Origin of the sequence: Streptomyces sp. AV19, from assembly GCF_015999245.1 — a bacterium.
Lineage (GTDB): Bacteria > Actinomycetota > Actinomycetes > Streptomycetales > Streptomycetaceae > Streptomyces.
Genome location: NZ_JAEAMR010000007.1, coordinates 273028 through 297782 on the forward strand (window position 1 = coordinate 273028; position 24755 = coordinate 297782).

At 74.1% G+C, this 24755-nt stretch carries 18 protein-coding genes, 2 tRNA genes and 1 pseudogene; 10 read left to right on the top strand and 11 right to left on the bottom strand.

Features of this window, described 5'->3' with window-relative positions:
* Positions 1–44: 44 nt before the first annotated feature.
* Both I5Q34_RS10840 and I5Q34_RS10845 read right to left on the bottom strand, forming a co-directional pair.
* On the bottom strand, positions 45–1499 hold the full coding sequence (locus tag I5Q34_RS10840) for an aminopeptidase P family protein (protein WP_199891992.1): 1455 nt from the start codon (positions 1497–1499) through the stop codon (positions 45–47).
* A gap of 86 nt (positions 1500–1585) precedes the next feature.
* Entirely contained in the window at positions 1586–3100 is a 1515-nt protein-coding gene (locus I5Q34_RS10845) for a PP2C family protein-serine/threonine phosphatase (RefSeq protein WP_199891993.1), read from the bottom strand.
* A 759-nt stretch (positions 3101–3859) separates the two neighbouring features.
* Here I5Q34_RS10845 and I5Q34_RS10850 point away from each other — a divergent pair.
* Together I5Q34_RS10850 and I5Q34_RS10855 are read left to right on the top strand one after the other, a co-directional pair.
* The gene (locus tag I5Q34_RS10850) at positions 3860–4591 is read left to right on the top strand and encodes a bifunctional DNA primase/polymerase (RefSeq protein ID WP_199891994.1); all 732 of its coding nucleotides are present in this window, start codon (positions 3860–3862) and stop codon (positions 4589–4591) included.
* 314 nt (positions 4592–4905) lie between these two features.
* The gene (locus I5Q34_RS10855) at positions 4906–5556 is read left to right on the top strand and encodes a hypothetical protein (RefSeq protein ID WP_199891995.1); all 651 of its coding nucleotides are present in this window, start codon (positions 4906–4908) and stop codon (positions 5554–5556) included.
* A gap of 400 nt (positions 5557–5956) precedes the next feature.
* Here I5Q34_RS10855 and I5Q34_RS10860 read toward each other — a convergent pair whose 3' ends face one another.
* The 3 genes and pseudogenes from I5Q34_RS10860 to I5Q34_RS10870 form a co-directional block, all read right to left on the bottom strand.
* Positions 5957–6925, bottom strand: a complete 969-nt coding sequence (locus I5Q34_RS10860; protein WP_199891996.1) for a DUF5926 family protein — start codon at positions 6923–6925, stop codon at positions 5957–5959.
* 243 nt (positions 6926–7168) lie between these two features.
* Positions 7169–7729, bottom strand: a pseudogene (locus I5Q34_RS10865) (ATP-binding protein).
* Between the two features lie 180 nt (positions 7730–7909).
* Entirely contained in the window at positions 7910–8749 is an 840-nt protein-coding gene (locus I5Q34_RS10870; protein WP_277965227.1) for a glycerophosphodiester phosphodiesterase, read from the bottom strand.
* 713 nt (positions 8750–9462) lie between these two features.
* On the opposite strand from I5Q34_RS10870, the gene I5Q34_RS10875 reads away from it, so the two are divergent.
* Together I5Q34_RS10875 and I5Q34_RS10880 are read left to right on the top strand one after the other, a co-directional pair.
* Entirely contained in the window at positions 9463–10566 is a 1104-nt protein-coding gene (locus I5Q34_RS10875; protein WP_374192998.1) for a S1C family serine protease, read from the top strand.
* 98 nt (positions 10567–10664) lie between these two features.
* Positions 10665–10754: transfer RNA gene (locus tag I5Q34_RS10880), tRNA-Ser, on the top strand.
* A 137-nt stretch (positions 10755–10891) separates the two neighbouring features.
* Here I5Q34_RS10880 and I5Q34_RS10885 read toward each other — a convergent pair.
* The 3 genes from I5Q34_RS10885 to I5Q34_RS10895 form a co-directional block, all read right to left on the bottom strand.
* Positions 10892–11239 carry a hypothetical protein gene (locus I5Q34_RS10885; RefSeq protein WP_199891999.1) on the bottom strand — a complete coding sequence of 116 codons (348 nt, stop codon included), beginning with the start codon at positions 11237–11239 and terminating at the stop codon, positions 10892–10894.
* A gap of 87 nt (positions 11240–11326) precedes the next feature.
* Positions 11327–11974 (bottom strand): pentapeptide repeat-containing protein, encoded by a 648-nt coding sequence (locus tag I5Q34_RS10890; protein ID WP_199892000.1) that lies wholly within the window; start codon positions 11972–11974, stop codon positions 11327–11329.
* Positions 11975–12078: 104 nt separating this feature from the next.
* Positions 12079–12744, bottom strand: coding sequence for a GGDEF domain-containing protein (locus I5Q34_RS10895; RefSeq protein WP_199892001.1), 666 nt, complete (start codon positions 12742–12744; stop codon positions 12079–12081).
* 510 nt (positions 12745–13254) lie between these two features.
* On the opposite strand from I5Q34_RS10895, the gene I5Q34_RS10900 reads away from it, so the two are divergent.
* The 4 genes from I5Q34_RS10900 to I5Q34_RS10915 all read left to right on the top strand — a co-directional run bounded on the left by I5Q34_RS10900 (position 13255) and on the right by I5Q34_RS10915 (position 17300).
* The gene (locus I5Q34_RS10900; RefSeq protein ID WP_199892002.1) at positions 13255–13581 is read left to right on the top strand and encodes a hypothetical protein; all 327 of its coding nucleotides are present in this window, start codon (positions 13255–13257) and stop codon (positions 13579–13581) included.
* Positions 13582–13959: 378 nt separating this feature from the next.
* Positions 13960–14802, top strand: coding sequence for a glycoside hydrolase domain-containing protein (locus I5Q34_RS10905; RefSeq protein WP_234428713.1), 843 nt, complete (start codon positions 13960–13962; stop codon positions 14800–14802).
* A gap of 155 nt (positions 14803–14957) precedes the next feature.
* Entirely contained in the window at positions 14958–15488 is a 531-nt protein-coding gene (locus tag I5Q34_RS10910; RefSeq protein WP_199892003.1) for a SigE family RNA polymerase sigma factor, read from the top strand.
* Between the two features lie 147 nt (positions 15489–15635).
* Positions 15636–17300: a long-chain fatty acid--CoA ligase gene (locus tag I5Q34_RS10915; RefSeq protein WP_199892004.1), complete on the top strand. Its 1665-nt coding sequence runs from the start codon at positions 15636–15638 to the stop codon at positions 17298–17300.
* A gap of 337 nt (positions 17301–17637) precedes the next feature.
* Here the strand turns inward: I5Q34_RS10915 and I5Q34_RS10920 are convergent, their stop codons facing one another.
* Positions 17638–18816, bottom strand: coding sequence for an MFS transporter (locus I5Q34_RS10920; protein ID WP_199892005.1), 1179 nt, complete (start codon positions 18814–18816; stop codon positions 17638–17640).
* 143 nt (positions 18817–18959) lie between these two features.
* Here I5Q34_RS10920 and I5Q34_RS10925 point away from each other — a divergent pair, with 143 nt between their 5' ends.
* The gene (locus I5Q34_RS10925; RefSeq protein WP_199892006.1) at positions 18960–19547 is read left to right on the top strand and encodes a TetR family transcriptional regulator; all 588 of its coding nucleotides are present in this window, start codon (positions 18960–18962) and stop codon (positions 19545–19547) included.
* Between the two features lie 24 nt (positions 19548–19571).
* Here the strand turns inward: I5Q34_RS10925 and I5Q34_RS10930 are convergent, their stop codons facing one another.
* Positions 19572–23480: a PAS domain-containing protein gene (locus I5Q34_RS10930; RefSeq protein WP_199892007.1), complete on the bottom strand. Its 3909-nt coding sequence runs from the start codon at positions 23478–23480 to the stop codon at positions 19572–19574.
* A 203-nt stretch (positions 23481–23683) separates the two neighbouring features.
* Positions 23684–24121: an SSI family serine proteinase inhibitor gene (locus tag I5Q34_RS10935; RefSeq protein ID WP_234428714.1), complete on the bottom strand. Its 438-nt coding sequence runs from the start codon at positions 24119–24121 to the stop codon at positions 23684–23686.
* 209 nt (positions 24122–24330) lie between these two features.
* Here I5Q34_RS10935 and I5Q34_RS10940 point away from each other — a divergent pair.
* A tRNA-Ser gene (locus I5Q34_RS10940) sits at positions 24331–24421 on the top strand.
* The last annotated feature ends 334 nt before the right edge of the window (positions 24422–24755 follow it).

Consider the following 24755-nt stretch of genomic DNA (forward strand, 5'->3'; position numbering starts at 1 on the left):
CAAGCCGAATTCCCGAAGCCGAATCCTGGAGGAAAAGCCCGAGGTCAGCCCTTGAGGCCGGCCATCCACGCCTCGACGTCCGCGGACGTCCGCGGCAGGCCCGCGGAGAGGTTGCGGTTGCCGTCCTCGGTGACCAGGATGTCGTCCTCGATGCGGACGCCGATGCCGCGGTACTCCTCGGGCACGGTCAGGTCGTCGGCCTGGAAGTAGAGGCCGGGCTCGACGGTCAGCACCATGCCGGGCTCCAGAACGCCGTCCACGTACGCCTCCGTGCGGGCGACGGCGCAGTCGTGGACGTCCATGCCGAGCATGTGGCCCGTGCCGTGCAGGGTCCAGCGGCGCTGGAGGCCGAGCTCGATCACGCGCTCGACCGGGCCCTCCACCAGACCCCACTCGACCAGCTTCTCCGCCAGGACGCGCTGCGAGGCGTCGTGGAAGTCGCGGAACTTCGCACCCGGCTTGACCGCGGCGATGCCCGCCTCCTGGGCCTCGTACACCGCGTCGTAGATCTTGCGCTGGAGCTCGTCGTACCGGCCGTTGACGGGCAGCGTGCGCGTGACGTCGGCGGTGTAGAGGGTGTGGGTCTCCACGCCCGCGTCGAGCAGCAGCAGTTCGCCGGAGCGGACCGGGCCGTCGTTGCGGACCCAGTGCAGGGTGGTGGCGTGCGGGCCGGCGGCGCAGATCGAGCCGTAGCCGATGTCGTTGCCCTCGACCCGGGCGCGGAGGAAGAAGGTGCCCTCGATGTAGCGCTCGGAGGTGGCCTCGGCCTTGTCGAGCACCTTCACGACGTCCTCGAAGCCGCGGACGGTGGAGTCCACGGCCTTCTGCAGCTCGCCGATCTCGAACGCGTCCTTCACGAGGCGCTGTTCGCTGACGAAGATCCGCAGTTCCTCGTCGCGCTCGGCGGTGACCTTGTCGGTCAGGGCCGCCTCGACGCCCGCGTCGTGCCCGCGGACGACGCGGACCGGACCGGTGGCCTGCGCCAGGGCGGCGGCCAGCTCGCGGACGTCCGCGCAGGGCATCCCGTAGAGCCGCTCGGCCTCGGTGAGGCTGTTGCGGCGGCCCACCCAGAGCTCGCCCATGCCGTCGAGCCAGAACTCGCCGTTCTCCCGGTCGGACCGGGGCAGCAGGTGGAGCGTGGCCTCGTGGCCGTCACCGGCGGGCTCCAGGACCAGGACGCCGTCCTGCGTCTGGTCGCCGGTCAGGTACGCGTACTCGGTCGAGGCGCGGAAGGCGTACTCGGTGTCGTTCGAGCGGGTCTTGAGGTTGCCCGCAGGGATCACCAGCCGCTCGCCGGGGAAACGCGCCGAGAGTTCGGCGCGGCGCCGCGCGGTCTCCTGGGCCTGGGGTATGGGCCGCAGGTCGCGCAGCTCGGTGTCCGCCCAGCCGCTCTTCATGTTCTCGGCAAGCTCGTCGGAGACGGCGGGGTAGAGGCCGTTCTTCCGCTGCTTGATCGGCTCGTCACCTTCGGGGTTCTCGGGCGCGGGCTGGTCGGTCATGCTTTCCTCCTCGGACGGGGCCGCATTCCATCGTAGGTGCGGCCGTACGCGGCCGAGAAGGGCCGTAGGTCCGGGGCCGGGGCCCGTCACTCGAAGTGTGCGACCAGCAGGACGACGTCCTCGCCGGTCCCGTCCGGGCCCTCCGCCCCGTCCTCGTCGTCCGGCAGCACGGCGCGCAGGACGTGGTCGGCCACGGCCTCCGGGTCGCGGCGGGCCTCCCGGGGCACGCCGGCCGCCGCGGCGTGCAGCCGGGCGAAGGCGCGGTCCATCGCGTCACCGGTGCGGTGCAGCAGGCCGTCGCTGTAGAGGAGGAGCGTTTCGCCCGGAGCCGGCTCGATCTCCACGCTGGGCGCTTCCCAGCAGGTGAGCATGTTGAGCGGGGCCGAGAGCGAGGTGTCCACGTACTCGGTGCGGTGGTCGCCGATGATCAGCGGCGAGCAGTGCCCGGCCGCCGCGAGGACGACCTTCCGGGCTGCCGGTTCGCAGTAGGCGAAGAGGGCGGTGGCGGAACGGGTGGGCTCGGTGAGCCGCAGGAGCAGTTCGAGGTCGGACAGGACGGCGACCGGATCCTCGCCCTCCATCACCGCGTAGGCCCGCAGGGAGGCCCGCAGCCGGCCCGTCGCGGCGACGGCACCCGGACCGGAGCCGGTGATTCCGCCGACGGCCAGGCCCAGCGCGCCCTCGGGCAGCGGCAGCGCGTCGTACCAGTCCCCGCCGCCGTGCGGCCCGGTGCGGTGGCGGACCGCGAGCCGTACGCCCGGGACGTGGGGCAGCCGGGTGGGCAGCAGCTCCTCGCGGAGGGTGGCGAGGGCCTCGCGGGCACGGTCCAGCTCCAGCAGCCGGGCCAGGTGCTCGGCGGCGTGGGCGGCGTAGAGGCAGGCCAGGTGGCGACGCCGTTCGTCGGGCTCGGCCGGTTCGTCGTAGAGCCAGACGGCCGCGCCGATCCGGCGGGCCGCCGCGCCGGCGGAGGCCGCCGCGTCCAGCGGTACGGCGTAGCTGGCGGCGTAGCCGAGCCGGGAGGCGACCTCGCGGTGGCGGGGGCCGAGGTCCTCCTCGGCGGGGATGTCGGGGCGGGCCGTTCCGGAACGGGCGCCGACGGGGGGCAGGTCCTCCAGGAGTCCCACGTACGGGCGGGACGGGGCGGAGGGCGCCGTTCCGTGCGGGATGGTCTCGAGGTGGCCGAGGTCGGCGGGGCCGAGCCCGAGGGCGACGGTCAGCGCCCGGCCGGAGTCGTCGACGGGATGCAGGGTGACGAGGCCCCGGCCGGCGCCGACGAGAGTGGCGCCCGCACGCAGGAGTTCGTGGAGGGAATCTTCGAGGGTCGTGGTGCGGGAGAGTCGCTCGGTGAGTTCCTGGAGCGACGTGAGGTCGGAGACCCAACGGGCGAGGCGGTCCTGGACGAGGAGGTGGGGAGCCTGGAGGCCGGAGTGGGTCGTGGGGGTGGAGGGGGAGTCCGCATCGGAGGGGTCCGTGGGGCCGGAAGTGCCCGTGGGAGCAGGGGAATCGGAGGTTCCGGAGGCCGCGGCAGAAGCAGAAGACAGGGTCGGGGCAGGAACAGGAGGATCGATTCCGGCCACTTTCGGGAGATGGGGGGCGTTCATGGACGTCCGCTCCGGGGAGGCGGGACGGGGACGCTCCGGCGGCCCGTGCGCCGGGGGCCGGGGGAGACTTCGGCGAGTCCGTCCGACCAGCCCATCGGCCTGTGCGTGGCAGGAAATAGCACGGCGAACCCCCTGTCGTGGTGCGTGCTATGGGGGCCTCCACATGTACACGCCCCAGTGAGGCAATGTCCAGCATTGGACCAATGGGAATGATGGTGTCTGAGGGGTTTTGAAGTTGGCCGGAAAATAGTGCCGTGCCCACCCTCTTGCGGTCGACTGGCGTAGCTCGACAGCGCGTCACCGCCACCGCGGTGGGTACGTACTCGAGGAAGGACAGGGGCAGTTGGGGGCGCCCCGGAACCCGGCAGCGGGGCCGGGCGTCTTACCCGGCAACGGCCGTGTCCGTCCCCGAACGGTGTGGGGGAACCCATGCCGTGGGCGAGGGGCATACCGGCCCCAGCACCAAGCGCCATGCGTGCGCCACCCTCCGCCATGTTTCACGCTCGGCCCCAGGCGTGATGCGCTGCGTTGTACGCGCAGTGACCTGTGATCCATGTGGTGCGTCGACCATGAAGGGCGGCGGCGCGTTGAGTGCCGCGCCACGCGGTGCCCGTAGTGCCATGTAGTGCGACATCGCGGTGCTGTCACCCACAGCGCCGCGACCTGCAACGAAGTGACCTGCAAAGAAGTGCAGTGCCATCACGGCCCCCGGCTCCGGCCGGGGCCACCCTCGGCGTTCACGGAAAGGAACGAGCGCTCATGCGCGAGATCCTCGGAAGGCGACGCAAGCTCTCGCTCCGGCGGTCCGGCCGGTCCGCGGTGGTCACCGCGGCCCTCACCTACGCGACGGAGTGGAAGTGGCCCGTGCTCCCCGGTGTGGGCCTGCGGCCCGGCATCGGCCGCGTGCGCGAGTGCGGCTGCGCCCACCCCGACTGCGCGGCCCCCGGTGCCCACCCCTTCGACCCGGGGCTGCTGGCGGCCACCACGGACGCCCGGATGGTCCGCTGGTGGTGGACCAACCGGCCCGAGGCGCCCGTCGTCCTGGCCACCGGCGGGCGCGCGGCCTGTGCCGTGAGCCTGCCCGCCGTCGCCGGGGCACGCGCCCTGGCGGCCCTCGACCTGTCGGGCGTGCGCCTCGGCCCCGTGGTCGCCACCCCGGCCCGCTGGACGCTCCTGGTCGCGCCGTACTCGCTGGAGGTCCTCGGCGAACTGCTGCACCGCCAGGAGTGGGTGCCGGGCTCGCTGCGCTTCCACGGCGACGGCGGGTACGTCGTCCTGCCGCCGTCGGCCACGGGCCCCGGCCGGGCCCGCTGGGAGCGGGCGCCGCAGCCCGCCGTGCCGGCGTCCGGGCGGTCGCGCGCGCCGCGTCCGTCCGCCGGTTCGCCGGACGCCCGGCCCTGGCTCCCGGACGTGGCGTCGCTCGTCGACGTCCTGGTCGAGCAGAGCGCGGCCACCGGCACGCAGGGCGGCGGGAGCAGGCTGGCGCACTGACGCCCCGCGGCCCGCACGGATCGCCGGGCGCGGCCGCCCGTGGGAGCGCGTACGGACGGGAGACGCACGCGCTCTCACTCTTACGGGTGTAAGCCGCGCCGAGAACTGCGGGAATCGGGTGTGGAAGGGCCGGGAGGACGGGGTGCCGGCCGCTATGTTCGGGTGCGGGCCTGCGTCGGATGCCGTGCTGGTCGAACGCCGGGCTCTCCGGCGGGTTTCGACCGGGCGCCTGTGGACGCCGTCGGTCCGGGCGGGGTGGGCCCTTATGCCGTCCCGTGAAATGCCAGTGTCCGCGGCGAGTCGCAGGTGGTCCCATGGAGCGTGCGTCCGGTGTGCCCGGCGTGTCCCAGCAACGTGCAGCCAGTCTCCGGATGGTGGTGCTCGCCGGTGTGGTGGCGCTCGCCGTCGTGCTGCCCCTGGCGGCCGCGACGGCCGGTCCGGCGGCGGTGGCCGGCCGTGCCAAGGCCTGGCCGGACGGCAAGGAACGGAGGCCCGGCGGGGGCGGTGCCGTGCCCGCCGCGGTGCCCTCCCTCGCCTCCTCGCCCTCGACGGACGAGCCGGCCGGCCTCCTCGGCGTGGGCGCCCCGTCCGCGCCCTCCGTGTCCGGTGCGCCGGAGGAGCCCCGCGATGCCGCCCAGTGCGGCCCCGAACTCGACTCCCCCGAGGGCCTGGAGGCCCAGACCTGCGTCCTGACGGAGGGCGAGGAGACCTGGGCCCGGACGTACTACCGCAACGGCACGGACGGCCCGTTGGCGGGCGTGCTGACGCTGATGTCCCCGGACGGCAGGTCGCTCCAGGTGCAGTGTCCGATGGAGGCCACCGACGCCCCCGACGCCTGTGAGACGCCCCGGCGGCGGACGCTGCGCGGACATGGCGCGTATACGGCGGTCGCGGAGATCGCCTCGGCCGAGGGGAATCTGCTCCTCCGCTCCGGCAGCAACTCGCCGGACCTCACCGAGGATTAGCGCCGGACACCCGGAACGGCTCCGTCCGCGCGGTCCGGCCGTGGCCCGTGGGCGGGCCCGGGCGCGGGGCCGGAGAAACGTCGTGGCCTCGGCCTGCGCAGGACGGGGAGGCGGCGGCAGGGGGTCCCCGGGGCGCCGTACGCGGCGGGCCGGGAGGAATCCGCGGAAGCCTTCCGGCGTCCGGGCATGGAAACGCCCGATCGCTGGCGACGGGGGATGCACCAGCGACCGGGCTCCTAGAACGGTAACAAGAGATCGGCGGTTCGCAAATTCGATCGTGGATTTCCGGACGCCGATTTCCGGGCCGACAGCGGGAGTTGTGACAGGAGTCACGCGAGGGGGTCGTTCCGGATCACCGGAACGAGAGCCTCCGCCGCCGCCCGGAGGGGTGCGGCACCGGTCAGTTCAGCGTCACCTGACGGCTGGTGAGACCGTTGCGCGCCCGCCGCTCGTCGGCCGTCAGGGGCGTCTGCGAGGCGAGCGCCCCGGCCAGTCGCTCCGCGAAGGTCGCGGCCGGCTTCTCGACGTCCGCGGCGCGCACGGTGCCGGGCAGGTCCCACACCGGGACGGTGAGCCCGTGCGCCCGGAACGACCCGACGAGGCGGGTGCCCTCGCCGAGCGAGGACTCGCCGGCCGCGTGCAGCCGGGCGAGCGCGTCGAGCAACTGCTCCTCGGGGTGGGTCATCACCCAGCGCAGGTGGTTCTTCTCGGGCACCTCGCACCAGTACGCGCCCTCGACGGAGGCCAGGCGGACGGTCGGGATCGCGGCGGCGTTGGCGCGCTCCAGGGAGGCGGCGACCTCGCCGGTGGCGTTCTCGGCGTTCTCGACCCAGAACTCGAAGCCCGTGTGGACGGCGGGCTCGAACGGAGCGGCCGGGTCCAGCAGGTCCTGGAGCCGGGGGCCGTCCGCGGCGGTGCGCTCGGCGGCGACCGGGGTGCCGGGCTCGGCGGCCAGGGCCCGCCGGAGGGTGTCGGCCAGATCGCGGCTGATGTCGCCGGTCGCGGTGTCGTTCTGCAGGCCCAGCAGGACCGCGCCGTTGTCGCGGCGCAGCGCGGGCCAGGCCATGGGCAGCACGGTGGCCAGTGTCACCGAGGGCACGCCCTCGGGGAGGCCGCCCTTGAGGTGGAGCTCCACGGTCGCGGCGGGGACCAGCTCGCGCAGCGCGACCCAGTCGGCCTCGCCCGACAGCCCCTCGAACGGCCGCTGCACCAGCTCGGTCGCGGCGTTCGCCGCCGCGTGGCCGTGGCACGCCTTGTAGCGCCGGCCGGAGCCGCACGGGCAGGGCTCGCGGGCGCCGACGACGGGGATCGGGCCGTCGCCGGGCCGCGGTGCGGCGGCCTTGGTCTGGGGGCGGCGCTTCTTGGCCATGGCGTGAATGTCTCCCGTGTCGGTGCGTCCGGCTTGGTACGGGCGCGAGCCTAGCGCCCGGCTGGGCGCCGTCCGCGGCAGCACGGGCGGGTCGGTCCGAGGGCCGCGTCCGGTGCGTCCGCGCGTGGGGTGCGGACGGCCGGGGCGGGGTCGGCGGGGTGTCGGCGGACGGCTCGGCGGGGGCCGGGAAGCGCCCGTCCTACGGGCTCGGGCGGACGTCCTGCGGGGGTCTGCCCGGCGGTGTCACACCAGCCCGTCCAGGTCGGAGAAGTCGAGCTCGGGGGCGAGGTCAACGCGCGTAGCGAAACCGGCGCGTGCGGAGAGCGCGGCCCATACGGTCACCTCTCCCGAGGCGTCCCGTACGCCCCATTCCTGGGACAGCGCGCTGATGATGTTGAGGCCGCGGCCGCCGCGTGCCGTGACCGACGGAGTGGCCGGAAACGGTCGGGTGGGTCCGCCGCCGTCGGTGACCTCCACGGTGAGCCGGCCGCGCTCGTCGACGCGCCAGGCGGCCCGGATCCCGCCGTCGCCCTCGCCCTCGCCCGCACCGCCGTCCCGGCCCAGCGGGCGCCCGTGCCGGTACGCGTTGCTGAGCAGTTCGGAGAGGATGAGTACGGCGTCGTCGATGACCGGATCCGGTACCCCGCCGGCGCGCAGATCCTTGCGCATCCGGTGTCTCGCTTCGCCCACACCGGCAGGACCGTGGGGTACGGCCATGACCGACGATGTGGGCACCTCCTGCGCCACCACCAACGCCACCCCCGAGACCTCCTTTGCCCCACGTCAGGGGATGAATGCCCCAATGGACTGGACCGGAAACCGGCCACTCGGTGCCCGGTGGAGGCACTCGGCCCCGGCCGAACACGTACCGAACGCGCCGGTGCACTCCTGGTAACGGGCGCGGGAGCGTACGGGCGCATCCGACGGCGCACAGGCGCACCGGTGGGCGCGGACGGTCCGGGGCGGGGGCCGTGGGCGACGCCCCTAGCGCCGTCCGAGCTGAGTGAGCACCGCCTTGGGGCGGTTGGTGATGACCGCGTCCACGCCGAGGCGCAGACACAGCTCCACGTCCTCCGGCTCGTTGACGGTCCACACGTGCACCCGGTGTCCCGCGCGGTGCAGCCTGGCCACGTAGCCGGGGTGGCTCCTGACGATCCGGATGCTGGGGCCGGCGATGCCCACCCCCGGCGGCAGCCGTCCGTCGCGCAGCCGCGGGGAGACGAACTGCATCAGGTAGACCACCGGGATCTCCGGTGCCGCGGTCCGGATCCGGTGCAGGGAGCGGGCGGAGAAGCTCATCACGCGGACGGGCGAGGGCTCGCCGGGCGGCGGCTCGGCCAGGCCGAAGCGGCCGAGGAGTTCGAGCAGCCGCGCCTCGACCTGGCCGGCCCAGCGGGTGGGGTGCTTGGTCTCGATGGCCAGCTCGACGCGGCGGCCCGCGTCGGCGACCAGTTCGAGCAGCCGCTCCAGGGTGAGGACGGCGGTGCGGTCGGGGCCGGACGTCTCGGTGTCGGGCTCCTCGGCGTCGGCCGCCCGGCCCTTCCACGAGCCGAAGTCGAGCGCCGCGAGGTCGGCCAGCTCCAGTGTGGAGACCGCGCCGCGGCCGTTGGACGTGCGGTTGACCCGGCGGTCGTGGACGCAGACCAGGTGTCCGTCGGCCGTCAGCCGGACGTCGCACTCCAGCGCGTCCGCGCCGTCATCGATCGCCTTGCGATAGGCGGCGAGGGTGTGTTCCGGCGCGTCCTCGGAGGCTCCGCGGTGGGCGACGACGGCCGGGGCGGGGCGTCCCGGGCGGGGTTCCGGGGCCGGGTGGGCGAAGGTCACCGCGTTATCGTGCCACCGCCTGGCACAATCGCGCATGGGGCGTTTGTCCGGTTGTTCGCTCGGCGCCCCGCCGGCCCCTTCGGGCACCACCGCGCACAGCCTCCGTTTACGGCGCCCTGACGGGCGATGGTGAAGGCTGGTCAGGGTAGGTGTTCCGGTGTGGCCCCGGCCCGCCCGCGCGGCCACGGCCGCGTACGACCCGATGTGCACCTGAATGAGGAGACCACCGTGAGCACCGAGAACGAGGACGCCGCCGTTCCGTCCGCGGCCGGGCCGCAGGGGTCTCCGGCGCCGCAGGGCGCGGAGCGTCCCGCTCCGGAAGCTCCTGCCGCGGCGCCCGCGGAGGCTCCCGCTGCTCCGGCGCGTCCGGCCGCCGCACCTGCCGCGGCTCCGGAGCCGCAGACCGCGCAGATGCCCGCCGTCCCGCCGGCGCCGCCCGCCGGGGCCGGCGCGCCCCCCGCCCCGACCGCGGCTCCGGAGCCGCGGCAGGTGCCGCGGCTCCGGAGCCGCAGACCGCGCAGATGCCCGCCGTCCCGCCGGCGCCGCCCGCCGGGGCCGGCGCGCCCCAGGCCCCTACCTGGTACAACGCCGCCGGTGCTCCGCAACAGCCTTACGGTGCCCCCGCCTACGGGGATCCCGCCGGCGGTGGGCCCCTCGTCCCGCTGACCCCCTGGGGCGCTCCCGAGCCGCCGCGGCGCAAGCGTGGTGGGCTCGTGGCCGCGGTGCTGGCGGCCGCCCTGGTCGCGGGAGGCGTCGGCGGCGGCATCGGCTACTGGGCGGCGGACCGGAGCGACACCGGCTCCACCACCGTCTCCTCCGCCGGTGACCCGAAGATCGCCAGCAGGACCCCGGGGTCCGTCGCGGACATCGCGGGCAAGGCCCTGCCCAGCGTCGTCACCATCGAGGCGCAGAGCAGCGGCGGCGAGGGCGGCACGGGCACCGGCTTCGTCTACGACACCCAGGGCCACATCCTCACCAACAACCACGTCGTGGCCTCCGCCGCCGACGGCGGCAAGCTCGCGGTGACCTTCTCCAACGGCAAGCAGTACGACGCCGAGGTCATCGGCCGCGCCCAGGGCTACGACGTCGCGGTCATCAAGCTGAAGAACCCTTCCGGCCTCAAGCTCAGCCCGCTCCCGCTGGGCGACTCGGACAGGACCGCGGTGGGCGACGCCACGGTCGCGATCGGCGCGCCCTTCGGCCTGTCCGGCACCGTCACGACGGGCATCGTGAGCGCCAAGAAGCGCCCGGTCGCCTCCAGCGACGGCGGTGGCAGCAACCCGTCGTACATGAGCGCGCTCCAGACCGACGCCTCGATCAACCCGGGCAACTCCGGCGGTCCGCTGCTCAACGCGCAGGGCGCGGTCATCGGCGTCAACTCCGCCATCCAGTCCGCCAACAACGGCGGCGGCATGCCCGGCGCCCAGGGCCAGTCCGGCAGCATCGGCCTCGGCTTCGCCATCCCGATCAACCAGGCGAAGAACGTCGCCGAGCAGCTGATCAGGACGGGCAAGCCGGTGTACCCGGTCATCGAGGCCACGGTGAACATGAAGGACGCCGGCGGCGGCGCCCGCATCGTCGCCAACGGCATGGGCGGCACGCCCGCCGTGACCCCCGGCGGCCCGGCCGACAAGGCCGGCCTCAAGCCCGGCGACGTCATCGTCAAGCTCGACGACGCCAAGATCGACAGCGGCCCGACCCTGATCAGCGAGATCTGGACGCACAAGCCCGGCACCAAGGTCACCGTCACCTACGTCCGCGACGGCAAGCAGAAGACCACGGAGATCACCCTCGGGGAGCGCGCGGGCGACAAGTGACGCCCGGCCACGGCCCCGTCCGCCCTCCCGGGCGGGGCTGCACGTCCTCGATCGGCACCCGGTAGGCTGTCCCCGCGTCGCGGCAGGTCGCGGCGCGGGGAGGCTTGCCCGAGCGGCCTAAGGGAACGGTCTTGAAAACCGTCGTGGCAGCGATGTCACCGTGGGTTCAAATCCCACAGCCTCCGCCATGCCGGCGCGTGCGTCGGCCACAAGGGGTGCCGGGAATTCCGGGCACCCCTTTTTGCATGGGTGCTGTAGGTTCCATCGGTTCCGTCTCATGACTCTTCATCGGGTGCCCGCGGGGGAAGCCGGTGTGGTGGGTGGGTCAGCGCACGCTCCATGCGCTCACGGTGGACAGTGGTACCCGGAAGAACTCGCCCAGCGCGGTGGGAAGGCTGCCGGCACCGGAGATCAGTTGGCTGCCCTGGATGTGGAGGAACGCGGGCGGATAGGGCGGGGGTTCCGCGGCCTCCCGGGCGAAGTCCTCGGCGAAGCGTTCGTCGGGCAGGCCGGCGTCGGCGAGCCGGTCGGCGATGTGCGTCGCCCAGTGCCGGTGCGCCGCGAGGCGGCCCGTGATCACTACGCCTTCCGCCACGACCGTGATGCGCGGACCGTTGCCTTCCATCTCGGTGCGGTTGATCAGATCGATGAGGAGGTCGTCCCGTATGGCCATGCGGAGACCTTATTGACCGGCGCTCGGCGGTGGCATGCGGCACCAACGCGTTGCCGATCGCCCGGCGTTGTTCTCCCCGTCCCGGGGTCAGGGCATTTCCTCCACCTTCAGGCCGAGTGCCGCCACGATGGCCGCGGCCTGGGTCAGGTCGACGAGTGCGTCCGAGAGGTCCACCGTGCGTGGGTCCAGGGAACCGATGTCGCTGCCGCGCAGATCGGCGCCGGTGAGGCGGGAGTTGTGGAGGGCGGCGGAGGAGAGGTCGGTGCGGGTGAGGGTCGCGCCCTCCAATCGGGCGGCTGTCAGGTCGGCCTCGCGCATCCGCACCCGGTCGAAGACGGCCCCGCGGAGGTCGGCCCCGGCCAGGTCCGTGAACGACCAGTCCCCGCCGCTGACTTCGAGGAGGGTGAAGGCCGCTCCCTGGAAGCGGCTTCCGGCGAACTTGCAGTCGGTGAACTTGGTATCGAAGAACGTGCAGTCGCGGAAGGTGCAGTTGACGAAGGCCGCGCCGGTGTGGCGGGACGCGTTGAAGCGCACTCCGGCGAAGTCGCACTCCTCGAAGACGGCGCCCTCGTTCTCCACCTCCGTCCAGTCGGTGTCCAGGAACGTGTGGCGCTCGTGGCGGTCGTCGGGGGTGAGGCGGCGTCCGTGCCAGTCCTCGTCGCGGATGACCCGGGCGACGCGGTCGGCCGGGGGTGGGGCCGAGGCGCGTGGTGGTCCTGCGGGGCGAAGGTTCATGCACCGATTGAACAGCCCACCACTGACAACTGCCCCGGCCTGCGGATACGGTGCCGGGCTCCCGCCGGGCGGGGACGATCCGCCCGGCGGAGGCGCCCCGCGTCCTACGACGCCGCCCGGCGCCGGGCGGGAACCAGCAGGGTCAGGTGCGCGCCGGGCCGGCCGGCCCGGCGGCCGGCCACGGTGGGGTACACGTCGGCGGGCCCGGCCGTCCGCCAGTGGTCGCCGAGGCGCTTGGCGGTGTACATGGCCTCGTCGGCGCCGCGCAGGAGTTCGGAGAGTCCGGCGCCGGGCCGGTGCGCGGTGTGACAGAGGCCGATGGAGGCGCGGGGGGCCAGGGTGACGCCACCGGTGTCGAGGGGTGCGGAGATCCGGGCCGAGAGCCCGTAGGTCAGTTCGGCGTCGAGGTCCGCGTCCGGGGCGAGCCGGACCAGCGCGGTGAACTCGTCGCCGCCCAGCCGCGCGGCGAAGCCCCCGCGGGAGGCGCACCAGGCCGCGAGCCGGTGCCCGACCGCGGCGATGACCTGGTCGCCCACCGCGTGCCCGTGCGTGTCGTTGATCTGCTTGAAGCCGTTGAGGTCGAGCAGCAGGACGGCGGTGTGCGGGCGGCGGATCGCGCGCAGGGCGCGGGAGGTGAATTCGTCGCGGCACATCAGGCCGGTGAGGGGGTCGGTGCGGGCGGTGCGGAGGCGGCGGACGAGGAAGAGGGCGTGCACGGCCCATCCGATGGTCGGGGCGGCGACGGGCAGGGCCTGGAGTATGAGGTTCATCGGGCACCTTCCTGTGCGGACGCTGGCGTTCGCGGACTGCTTCGGGGGATCGCGCGGCCCGGACTCCCGGGGGGCCGCAGGGCCGGTGCGGACGCGCTGTCGCGGGCCGCGGAATCGTTCCGGCCGGGTCCGGTCCGGGAAGGGCCGGTCATGCTGGACGTCCCCGTTTCGGGCCGGGCGGTCGCCACGGCCGGGTGTTCAAATCCCTTGTCCGCCAGGGTCGGTGGGAGGTGGCCGAAATCAACTTGGCCGAATTTGTGCCGAAACGATTCGTTGCTTGGGGCTTTTGGGGATTGGGGGTGTCGAGGGTGGGATGTGGGGGTCGTTGTGGCGACTTGGGGATGTGGTGAAGGTTTATTCCGGGACGGTCATGCTTGCGAGGGAATGGGGAGCGGCGGGGGGTTCGGTGGAGATTCGGTGGGCAAACCTGGTGTCGCGACGTCGATCCACCGCTGGGGCGGCCGGCCAACCACCCCGCAAGATCCCGCAGTTCCGTTCTGGAGGCATGACATGGCAAGCACCCGCACTGCAGCCCGTATCCTCGCCGCCGTAGCCGCTCTCCCGATGGCCGCGTTCCTCTTCGCAGGGGTCGCCCAGGCCTCGGACGACGGCCACCACGGCCAGCTCGCCAACAGGGGCTCCAACGCGGCGACCGCCGGCGTCGTGGGCAGCGGAGTCGGGGGGAGCAACCACGGCAACTCCACGACGACCCAGCAGGTGGCAACCGGCACAGGAGCAACGAATCAGAACAATACGGCCAGTGTGACGGGGGGCGGTCACACGCACATCCAGCAGGAGAACGTGAGGATCGTCTTCACCAGCATCCACGGCCACTGAGGTGGCGGTCACCCCGGCCGACTCGGGGTGACCATGGGTGTGGTGATCGTGGACAGGGTCTGAACGACCGCGCGACGGGGCCTCGGTGCCCGTCGCGCGGTCGTTTGCTTTGCGTGGAGTTCGACGTACGACGGTGAGGCATCGGGAAGTTGACGGTGTGTTCGGTCCATCGGCGCGGCCTGCCGGTCGAGTTCGGCCGCGCCGGAGTGGCGGGATCCCCTCGGTTCCCCCTCCCGGGGCATCACCCGAACCAGGATTCAAGGGACGTGTCATCGCAGAAGGGACAGTTCCCACGTCCGGGCTGCTTCTCGGCGCAGACGGATGAATCCGGGGCGTGTCACCGAGGGCGCGTGGGATCGTGGACCTTGACTTCGCCGTATGTACCCACGAAGGAAGATCATCGGATATCTCGTCGCCCTGATGGCGGGCGTGGCCCAGCTCCCGGCGGGTGATGTGCCCGCCACGGCGGACGACGCGCTGAAGCCGCCGATGGTCCACGCCCGCGCCGTCTTCCGGGGCCGGGCGTTCGACACCTGCGAAGCCCCGTCGCTCGTCACCCTCCGGGCGTGGAAGACCTCCCAGTACCGCGCCGTCGGCATCTACTTCGCCGGATCCGGCCGGGCCTGTCCCCGGCAGCGCTGGCTCAGCGCCGCCTGGCTCACCGGCGCCCGCGACCTGGGCTGGCGCGTGCTCCCCCTCTACGTCGGCTCGCAGTCGCCCTGCGTCCGCTCCGAGACCAAGCGGTCCGTCCCCATCCCGGCGGACGCGCCCGAGGAGCAGGGTGCCGACGAGGCCGTCGAGGCGGTGAACAGGGCCGCGCAGCTGGGGATCCTGCCGGGCAGCCCGATCTACCTCGACATGGAGGCGTACGACGACAAGGACGAGGACTGCGCGTCCACCACGCTCGCCTTCATCCGCTCCTGGAGCGCCACCGTCAACCGCCGCGGCTACGTGCCCGGCTTCTACAGCAGCGCCGAGTCCGGCATCCGGCACATGGAGCGCGCCCGCCGGTCCGGCACGGACTCGCTGCCCTCGGTGATGTGGTTCGCCCGCTGGCGCGTGGCCGCCTCCACCGACAAGGAGCGCACGCTGGCGAAGACCGCCTGGCAGCCCCACCGCCGCATCCACCAGTACGCGGGGGAGGTGTCGGAGACCCACGGCGGCCGGAAGCTGACCATCGACCGCGACCTGGTCGACGCGCCGGTGGCCGTCATCGGGTGACGTGCGCCGGAGCCGCCGGGCGGGGCCGATACGGACGTCGCTCCGTCTACCCCTCCAGGAGGTGGGGGCAGCCCGACCCGTACGACTTGAGGCGGATCGTCCTTCGGCACCTGCGGCCGATCCGCCGGGTACCGGCGCGCTCCTAGCGTTGAGGCATGACCACGACCGTGTGCCCCCGTGCATCCACTGCCGTGTACCCGTCCTTCTCCTCGTACGTGCGGGCACGCGGTCCGGTGCTGCAGCGCACCGCCCGCTCTCTGACCTCGAACCCGAGCGATGCCGAGGACCTGCTGCAGACGGCGCTCACCAAGACGTACCTGGCCTGGGAGCGGATAGAGGACCACCGGGCGCTCGACGGCTACGTCCGGCGTGCGCTGGTCAACACGCGCACCTCGCAGTGGCGCAAGCGCAGGGTCGAGGAGTTCCCCTGCGACGAGCTCCCGGAGCGCGAGGCGCTGCCCGCCCCCGACCCGGCCGAGGCGCAGGCGCTGCGCGACGCGATGTGGCGCGCGGTGCACCGGCTGCCGGACCGGCAGCGGGCGATGGTCGTCCTCAGGTATTACGAGGACCTGACCGAGGCGCAGACCGCCGAGCTGCTCGGGGTGTCGATCGGCACCGTCAAGAGCGCGGTCTCGCGCGCCCTCGGCAAGCTGCGCGAGGACCCGGATCTGGCGCGGGCGGCGTAGCAGGCGGGACGGAGCGTCGTGGGCGGCCATATGTGCCGCCCGCGGCCGTTTTCGCCGCTGCAGAGGTAGTGACGTACCACTGGAAACGCCACCAGAATCACCCGGGAACGACCCTCGCGTAACGAGTGCCGAATGGGGAGGCCCCTGGTGCAGAGCACGATGCAGGACGTACCGCTGACCGTGACCCGGATCCTGGAGCACGGTTCCGTGGTCCACGGACAGTCGCGGATCACGACCTGGACCGGGGACGGCGCGCCGCAGCGCCGCACCTTCGCCGAGACCGGGGCACGGGCGGCGCGCCTCGCCCACGGGCTGCGGGGCCTCGGCGTCGGCCCCGGGGATCCCGTGGGCACCCTGATGTGGAACAACTCCGCCCACATCGAAGCGTACTTCGCGATCCCGTCCATGGGCGCCGTCCTGCACACGCTCAACCTCCGGCTGGCTCCCGAGCAGCTCGCCTGGATCGTCCGGCACGCGGCGGACCGGGTGGTCGTCGTCGACGGCTCTCTGCTGCCGCTGCTCGCCCCGCTGCTGCCGCACCTCGACACGGTCGAGCACGTGATCGTCTCCGGTGCCGGGGACCGGTCCGTGCTCGACGGCTGCCGCGCCCGGGTGCACGACTACGAGGAACTGCTCGCGGCACAGCCGGACGACGCCTACGACTGGCCCGAGATGGACGAGCGCCGGGCCGCCGCCCTCTGCTACACCTCGGGCACGACCGGCGACCCCAAGGGCGTGGTCTACAGCCACCGTTCGGTCTACCTGCACTCGATGGAGGTCAACTCCGCGAGCTCCTTCGGGCTCAAGGCGGGGGAGACCTGCCTGCCCGTCGTGCCGATGTTCCACGTGAACGCGTGGGGCCTGCCGCACGCGGCGTTCATGTCGGGCGCCTCGCTGCTGCTCCCCGACCGCTTCCTCCAGCCCGCGCCGCTGGCCGAGATGATCGAGTCGGAGCGGCCGTCGATGGCCGCCGGCGTGCCGACGATCTGGCAGGGGCTGCTGGCCGAGCTCGACGCCAGGCCGCGGGACACGTCCTCGCTGAAGGCCGTGATCAGTGGCGGCGCGTCCTGTCCGCCCTCCCTCATGAGGGCGTTCGAGGAGCGGCACGGGCTGCGGATCGTGCAGGCCTGGGGGATGACGGAGACGTCCCCGCTGGGCTCCATGGCCTACCCGCCGCCCGGGCTGACGGCGGAGGAGGAGTGGCCCTACCGGGTCACCCAGGGCCGGATCCCCGCGTCGGTCGAGGCCCGGCTGGCCGGGCCGGACGGGTCGTTCCTGCCGTGGGACGGGCGGTCCGCCGGCGAGCTGGAGGTCCGGGGGCCGTGGATCGCGGGCGCGTACCACGGGGGCGCGGACGGCGAACCGTTCCGTCCCGAGGACAAGTTCAGCCCGGACGGCTGGCTGCGCACCGGTGACGTCGGGACGATCAGCCCCGACGGCTATCTGACGCTCACCGACCGGGCCAAGGACGTCATCAAGTCCGGCGGCGAGTGGATCTCCTCGGTCGAGCTGGAGAACCACCTCATGGCCCACCCCGAGGTCGCGGAGGCGGCCGTGGTGGCCGTCCCGGACGAGAAGTGGGGCGAGCGGCCGCTGGCCGCGGTGGTCCTGCGGGACGGCTCGGCGGTGGAGTACGAGGTGCTGCGGGCGTTCCTGGAGGACCGGGTGGCGCGCTGGCAGCTGCCGGAGCGGTGGGTGCGGGTGCCGGCGGTGCCGAAGACGTCGGTGGGGAAGTTCGACAAGAAGGCTTTGCGGCGGCAGTACGCGGAGGGGGAGTTGGAGGTGGTGGTGTTGCCGCGGGTGGGGGGCTGAGGGGGGTTGCCCGTGGGGGCGGGGGGTGTGCGCGGGGCGTGCGGCCTTGCCCCGGCCTGGGCGGCGGTCGCGTCGCGGTTCCGTTCTGCTTCCGGCGCGTTGGGGGTGCCCACGGCTTTCGGGCCCGTTGGGGGTGCCCCCGGCTCGTGGGGCGCGCCCCGGGTGAGGGGCGTCTGGCGGGCGGTGGGGCGTGGGCCGGGGGTGGTTGTGCCCCTGCCCCGCCCTTTCATCGTTCCTTCCGGGGCGAGCCCCGGACCCGGACCGCGGGCTGCGCCGCCTGGGCCCCGGCCGCGGCTCCGCCGCGCGCCCCCCGAACTGCTCGTCGTCCCCGGACCGCTCACCGCCCCCGCTCCGCCAGCGCGCCTCCCGCCCACCCCAGGGCCGCGCAGCCCGCGGCGATGGCGCAGACGCCGTTCCAGCCCCAGTGGGCGAAGGCCGGGCCTGCCAGTGCCGAAGTGATGGCCCCGCCGGCGAAGCAGGAGACGACGTACGCGGTGTTGGCCGCGGCGGGGGACGTCGAGGAGCCCAGGGCCCGGGTCTGGTTGGCGACCTGGCCGGCCGTGAAACCGGCGTGGAGGAGCACCGCCCCCGCGCACAGCGCCCACAGCCGGTGTCCGCCGAGCCAGAAGAGCGGGAGGGAGACGGCGGTCAGCGCGTAGCCCGTCACCATGACGCGGTGGGCGCCGAAGCGGTCGATGAGGGTGCCCGCGGCCGGGGAGGCCAGCGCCGAGGTGAGGCCGAACAGGCCGAAGAGCCCGGCCGTCGCCGTGGCCATGCCGTACGTCCCGTCCGAGGTCAGCAGCAGGACGAGCGTCGTCCACAGGGCGCTCCAGGTGCCGAACAGCCCGGCCTGGCGGGCACACGCGGCGCGCAGGCCGGGCGAGGAGGCGACCATGCGGGGCAGGCCCGCGATGGCCCGGAGCGGGTGCGACCGGCGGACGGGACGGGTCTCGGGCGGCAGGACCAGGGCCGTCACCACGCCGATGACCAGCGTCAGCGCGGCCGCGCCGAGGAAGACCGGACGCCAGCCGTACGCCTGGCCGGCGAGCCCGCCGAACACCCGGGCCGCGACGCTCCCCGCGAACATCCCGGTCACGACGGCGCCGACGTGCCGTCCCCGCCGGTCGGCCGGGGCCCGTTCGGCGACGAGCGGGATGAGCAGCTGGGGGACGACCGTGGCGGCGCAGGAGACCAGGACGGCCGAGGCCAGCGAGGCCGGGCCGGGCGCGCAGGCCGCGGCGGCCAGTGCCACGGCGGCGAGGGCGGAGAGGACCCACACCAGGCGCCGCCGGTCGGCGGTGTCGCCGAGCGGTGCGAAGAACAGCAGGCCGACGGCGTAGCCGAGCTGGGCGAGCGAGGCGATCCAGCCCACCGCCGAGGCCGTGACGCCGAAGCTGCCCGCGATGAGCCCGAGGAGCGGCGTCGCCAGATAGATGTTGGCCGCCGTGACGCCCGTGCACACCGCGATGACGGTCAGCAGCACTCCGGGGCGTGGGCCCGTCCTGGTGCTGGGCATGGCAGGCGTGACGGGGGTGACGGTCGTACGAGGGGACGACGACGCTGGCAACGCGGCTCCCGGGTTAGTAACCAACTGGTTGGTTATAGGTTTCCCAATCCCGCCCCCGCTTGTCAACCAATCGGTTGGTTACCCTGGGTGGCATGCCAGCAGCCAGAGATCCCGAGGCCACCAAGGCCCGCATCTTCGCGGCGGCCACCGCCGAGTTCGCCGCCCACGGCATCGCCGGAGCGCGGGTGGACCGCATCGCGCGCGAGGCCAAGGCCAACAAGCAGCTGCTCTACGCCTATTTCGGCAACAAGGCGGAGCTCTTCTCCCAGGTCCTGGAGGCCTGTCTGACCCGGCTCGCGGCCGAGGTCCCGGTGGATGCCGAGGACGTCGACGGCTGGGTCGAACGCCTCATGGACTACCACGCGGCCCACCCCGAGCTGATCCGGCTCATCTACTGGGAGGGCCTGGAGTACGGCACGGAGCGCTTCCCCCACGAGGAGGAGCGCCGGCGCCACTACGACCGGAAGGTGGCCGTCTTCGCCGAGGCCCAGGAGAAGGGGCTCATCAGCGCCCGCATCCCCCCGGCCGACCTGCTGTTCATCATGATCTCGATGGTGTCCTGGTCCACCGTGCAGCCGCAGATGCGCCGGGTGCTGACCGGGGACACGGACGAGGACCGGGCCCGGCTGCGGTCCTCCGTGCAGGAGGCCGCGCGGCGCATCGTGCGCATCGACGGCTGAGACCGGCCGCGGGCCGGCCCGGCCTCAGGCCGGCCCGGTGCCGATCTTCGCCAGCAGGTCCACGATCCGGCCCTGCACCTCCGGGCTCGTGGAGCGCTCCGCGAGGAAGAGCACCGTCTCGCCCGAGGCGAGCCGGGGCAGCTGGGCCGGGTCGATGCCGGCCGAGGTGTAGACGACCAGCGGCGTCCGCTCCAGGTGCCCCCGGTCGCGGAGCCAGTCGAGGATCCCGGTCCGCCGGCGGCGCACCTGCATCAGGTCCATCACCACCAGGTTGGGACGCATCTGCTCGGCCAGCGCCACCGCCTCGGCGTCCGTCGCCGCGCACGCGACCTGCACCCCGCGCCGCTCCAGCGTCGCCGTCAGCGCGTCGGCGATCGGCGTGTGCTCCTCGACCAGCAGCACGCGCGGCGGGTGCATCTCGCTGTCGCGCGGGGCGAGCGCCTTGAGCAGGACGGCCGGGTCGGCTCCGTACGCCGCCTCCCGCGTCGCCTGGCCCAGACCGGCCGTCACCAGCACCGGAACCCCGGACTCCACCGCCGCCTGGCGCAGCGCCTGAAGAGCGGTGCGGGTGATCGGACCGGTGAGCGGGTCGACGAAGAGGGCCGCCGGGTAGGCCGCCATCTGCGCGTCGACCTCCTCGCGCGAGTGCACGATCACCGGCCGGTAGCCGCGGTCGGTCAGTGCCTGCCGGGTGGACGCGTCCGGCGCGGGCCAGACGAGGAGCCGGCGCGGGTTGTCGAGCGGCTCGGGCGGCAACTCGTCGTCCACGGGCGGCGGAACGGCCTCGTTCGTGCCGACGATCTCCACGGCGCCGTTCGGCCCGTCGAGCGGCTCCGGGCCCTCGGCCCCCTCGTCCGGTGCCCCTATGGCGAAGGCGCGCCCCTGGGGCGCGGCCGGCGGACGCGGACCGACCGGCCCGGGACGCGGCGCGGCGGCCGCCGCCTGGGCCTGCGCCTCGCGCTCGCCGTCGGTGGGATTGCCCAGCTTGCGCCGCCGGCCGGACCCGACGCCCGTGCCGCTGGCCTGCGTGTCACCGCCGCCGTGGGCGAACGGCGCGCCCTGCCCCAGCGTCCGCACGCTGATGGGCTGTGCTGTGCCGTCGGCTCCGCCGCCGCCCTGCTGCGCCGCGGCGCCCGGCTCCTCGGCGAGCGCGCGCCGGGCGCGGCGACGGCCGGTCGGAGCGGCGGGGCCGGTGTGGTCAGAGGGGCCGCCGGGGTGCCGCGGGGCGGCGGCGCCGGAGTCATCGTTGCCGGCCGGGCCGGTGGGCCCGGAGTGGCCGGACGCGCCGACGGGCGCGGCGGGACCCACAGGACCCACAGGACCGACCGGTCCGCCGGGGCCGCTCCAGCCGCCCACGGGCTCACCGGTCCGCGCGGCCCCGTCCGGTGTCGCGTGCTCGCCGGGGCCCGCGGGTGCGCCGGACGCGTCCGCGGGCTTGGCGGGGTCAACGGGGCGACCCTGCGTGCCCGTTGCGGGGGCCGGTCCGCCGCCGGGGCCGGAAGTCCCGGCGTTCCCGGCCGTGACCGGGGGCTCGACGGGCCCGCTGTGCCCGGCGGTCGCGCCCGGCACGGGGGCCCCGGAAGGACGGCTCTGCCCGATGTCCCCACCGGCACCAACAGGCTCACGCCGCCCGGTGGTTCCGAGCAGTCCGGCCATGTCCAGGGGGCCGTTGCCGACCGCACCCGGCGCCACGGGACCCGCGTCAGGCCCTGCGGGCGCACTGGTCCCGGAAGGTCCGTTCTGCCCCGCGTTCCCACCGGCACCGCTGACACCACCGGCACCAACAGGCCCGCGCTGCCCGGTGATTCCGAGCAGTCCGGCCACGTCCAGCGGCGCGTTCCCGGCCGCTTCCGGCGCGCCGGCCTCGTTCTGCGCCCCCGGAGCGGCCGCGTCCACCGGCCCGCTCCGAGCCGGGACGGGACGGGCGCCCGCCTCGCCGGCCGGAGCCTCCGGCTTGCGGTCCGCCTCCGCCGGGGGCAGCGCGAACGCGGTCCGGGGGACCTCCGCTCCGGAGCCGCCCGGGGCCGGGTGCTCCGGCGCCTCGGGAAGGGCGCGCCGCGCCCGCCGTCCGGTGGAGGCACCGGACGGACGGTCGGCCTCGGCCGGGGGCAGCGCGAACGCCGTGCGCGGGGCGTCCGGTCCGGGCGCGGTGGCCGTCGCCGCCTCGCGCCGGGCGCGCCGCCCGGTCGGCGCGGGCGCCGGGGAGGCCTCGCCGTCCCGGCCGTGCCGGCTGGCGTGGGCGTCCTCCTCGTCCGCGCGGGCGGGGCCGCGCCGGCGGCCGGTCGGCTGGGCGGGGACGGACACCTCCGGGCGCGGGCCCGACGGCACCTCGGGCGCCGCCGGTCCCTTGCCGCCGGAACCGCCCTCCGGGACCGGCGCGGACGCCGTCCGCTGCCCCGGCATCGGCATGATCGTCGTCCCGCTGCCGATGCTCGGCGGCGAGTCCGGCCGGTCGCCGGGCGCCACCGGACCGGCGTCCGCGGAGACCGGCACCTCCAGGACGTACGCCTTGCCGCCCGCCGCGCCCGGCACGTCGTGGGTCTGCAGCACGCCGCCGTGCCGCCGGACGATGCCCCGCACGACCGGCCCGTGGACCGGGTCGCCGCCCGGGTAGGGGCCGCGCACCTCGATGCGGACGGCCGTGTCGCGCTTCGCCGCCGCGACGACGATCGTGGAGTCGCCGGACGGCGCGCCCCCGGCGGGCGCGTCACCGGTGGAGTCCACGCCCGCGACGTCGGCGATCAGATGCGCGAGCGCGCGGGCGAACCACTCCGCGTCGACCTCGGCCTCTATGGCGGGGGCGTGCACCGCGAACTGCGCGCGCCCCGGGCCGATCAGCTCGACGGCCCCCTCGACACCCGCCGCGACGACCTCGTCCAGCTGCGCCTTCGCGCGGACGACCTTGCTCTCGCCGGCCTCCAGCCGCTGGTACTCCAGCACGTTGTCGACGAGCCGGGCCATCCGCCCGTAACCGGCGGCGAGATGGTGCAGGATCTGGTTGGCCTCGGGCCACAACTGCCCGGCCGGGTCGGCGGCCAAGGCCCCCAGCTCGCCGCGGAGGCGGTCCAGCGGGCCGCGCAGCGAGCTGTCGAGCACCGCCGTCAACTGGGCGTGGCGCGCGGCGAGCGCGTCGTACGGGCGGCGGTCGGTGAAGGTCATCACCGCGCCGACGAGCTGGTCGCCGTCGCGCACCGGGGCGGTGGTCAGGTCGACCGGCACCGCGCGGCCGTCCTTGGCCCACAGCACCTGCCCGCGCACCCGGTGCTTGCGCCCGGAGCGCAGGGTGTCGGCGACGGGCGACTCCTCGTACGGGAACGGCGAACCGTCCGCCCGTGAGTGGTGGATCAGCGGGTGCAGCTCCCGCCCGCCCAGGTCGCTGGCGCGGTAGCCGAGGATCTGCGCGGCGGAGGGGTTGACGAGGACGACCTTGCCCGCGGTGTCGACGCCGACCACGCCCTCGGCCGCCGCGCGCAGGATCATCTCCGTCTGGCGCTGCTGGCGGGCGAGTTCGGCCTCGGTGTCGAGCGTGCCGGTCAGGTCGCGGACGACGAGCATCAGCAGCTCGTCGCCGGTGTAGGAACCCTGGTCGGCGTACGGGGTGCGGCCGTCCGTGAGGTTGGCGCTGCTGACCTCGACGGGGAACTGGGTGCCGTCCGTGCGCCGGGCGATCATGCGGGTCGGCTTCGTGCGCCCGCCGTTCGCCTCATGGTCGGGCAGCCGCATCGAACCGGGGATGCGGCGCGAGTCGAACGCGGGCAGCAGGTCGAGGAGTCCGCGCCCGACGAGCCCGGTGCCCGGCACCTCGAACGTCTCCAGCGCGATGTGGTTGGCGTTGACGACCGTGCCGTTGCAGTTGACGAGCAACAGCGCGTCGGGAAGGGCGTCGAGTATGGCTGCGAGGCGAGCAGCGCCTCGGGATGGCCTGCTGCTCACTGCGACGCTTCCTCCCTGGTTACCGCACCGTGCGACCGCAGGACCGGGGGCACCGCCGGCGCGGTGGCCGGGGGAGTCCGCCGCCCCTGCGGCGTGTTGCTGGGGGGAAGTCTACGGGCTGTGGAGTCCGGCGCGACGGCGGATGAGGGGTGCGGCGTCGCCTGTCGCGCGGCATTCGGGGTGCATCGGGAGCGCGGGGAAGATCACTTGCCGGACGGGCGGCCCGGATCCCCCAGCAGCCGGGAGAACTTGTTCCAGCGGGCGATCTCGCAGCCGTTCGCCCGGCTGAAGTCGGTGTCGACCGGGCGGCCGGCCCAGACTCCGGACACGTGGGCGTGGTCGGGACCGCCGTAGATCATCGTGCAGTTGGCGTCCGGCGGGACGGGGGCGAACGGGTCCCGGCCCCACCGCGTCTGCTCGTCGAGCTGGGCGCAGGCGCCCTTCGGGTCGCGGACGGTGCCGTGGGCCGGGTGGCAGTACAACTCGTACCGGCCGCTCAGCCGGCCGCTGTCCGTGACCGTGACCGTGAGGTGGTCCCCCGCCGCCGGTCCCGGGGGCAGGGGGAGCGGGGCGGCGGCCGCCGCGGGCGCGGCGAACAGCAGGACCGGCGCGGCGGCGAGGGCGAGACGGCGGAGCGGCATGCGGGGACTCCAGGGGGTGCGAATGGTGCGGGGCGGGCCGCACGGCCGGCGCCCCACCCCTCTAACGCGCGGGTGCGCCGGGCGTTGCGCGCCCGGAACTGCTTTGCCCGCGGGCCGCGGAGACCGGTACCGTTGGAGTGCGGTTGGTGGCGAGGCCCTGGGCTGTGTCATCATCTGCATGCAGCATCCGCCTACGCGCGGGTGCGGCTGGAGGCGTCGCCTAGTCCGGTCTATGGCGCCGCACTGCTAATGCGGTTTGGGTCTTAAAGCCCATCGAGGGTTCAAATCCCTCCGCCTCCGCAGCCGGGAGCCCCGGTCGTCCTCAGGACGGCCGGGGCTCTTCTGTATCCGCCGGCTGTTTCCCCGGGCCCGCTTCCGGTGATCTCTTTCCCGCGATCTTCGCGCCGGCGGGCTTCGATCTCCGCGCCGACGGGCTTCCCGCGATCTTCGCGTTGGCCGACGAAGAAGGTGTTTGTGCAGGTCAGATGGGGTGACGGCAATGGATTTCGCCTCACGGCGCAGTTCATGTAATGTTGTTCCCGCAACGCCGACCGGCAAGAAAAACCGCCGGGAAGCCGAGCGCTCGTAGCTTAACGGATAGAGCACTTGACTACGGATCAAGAGGTTGCAGGTT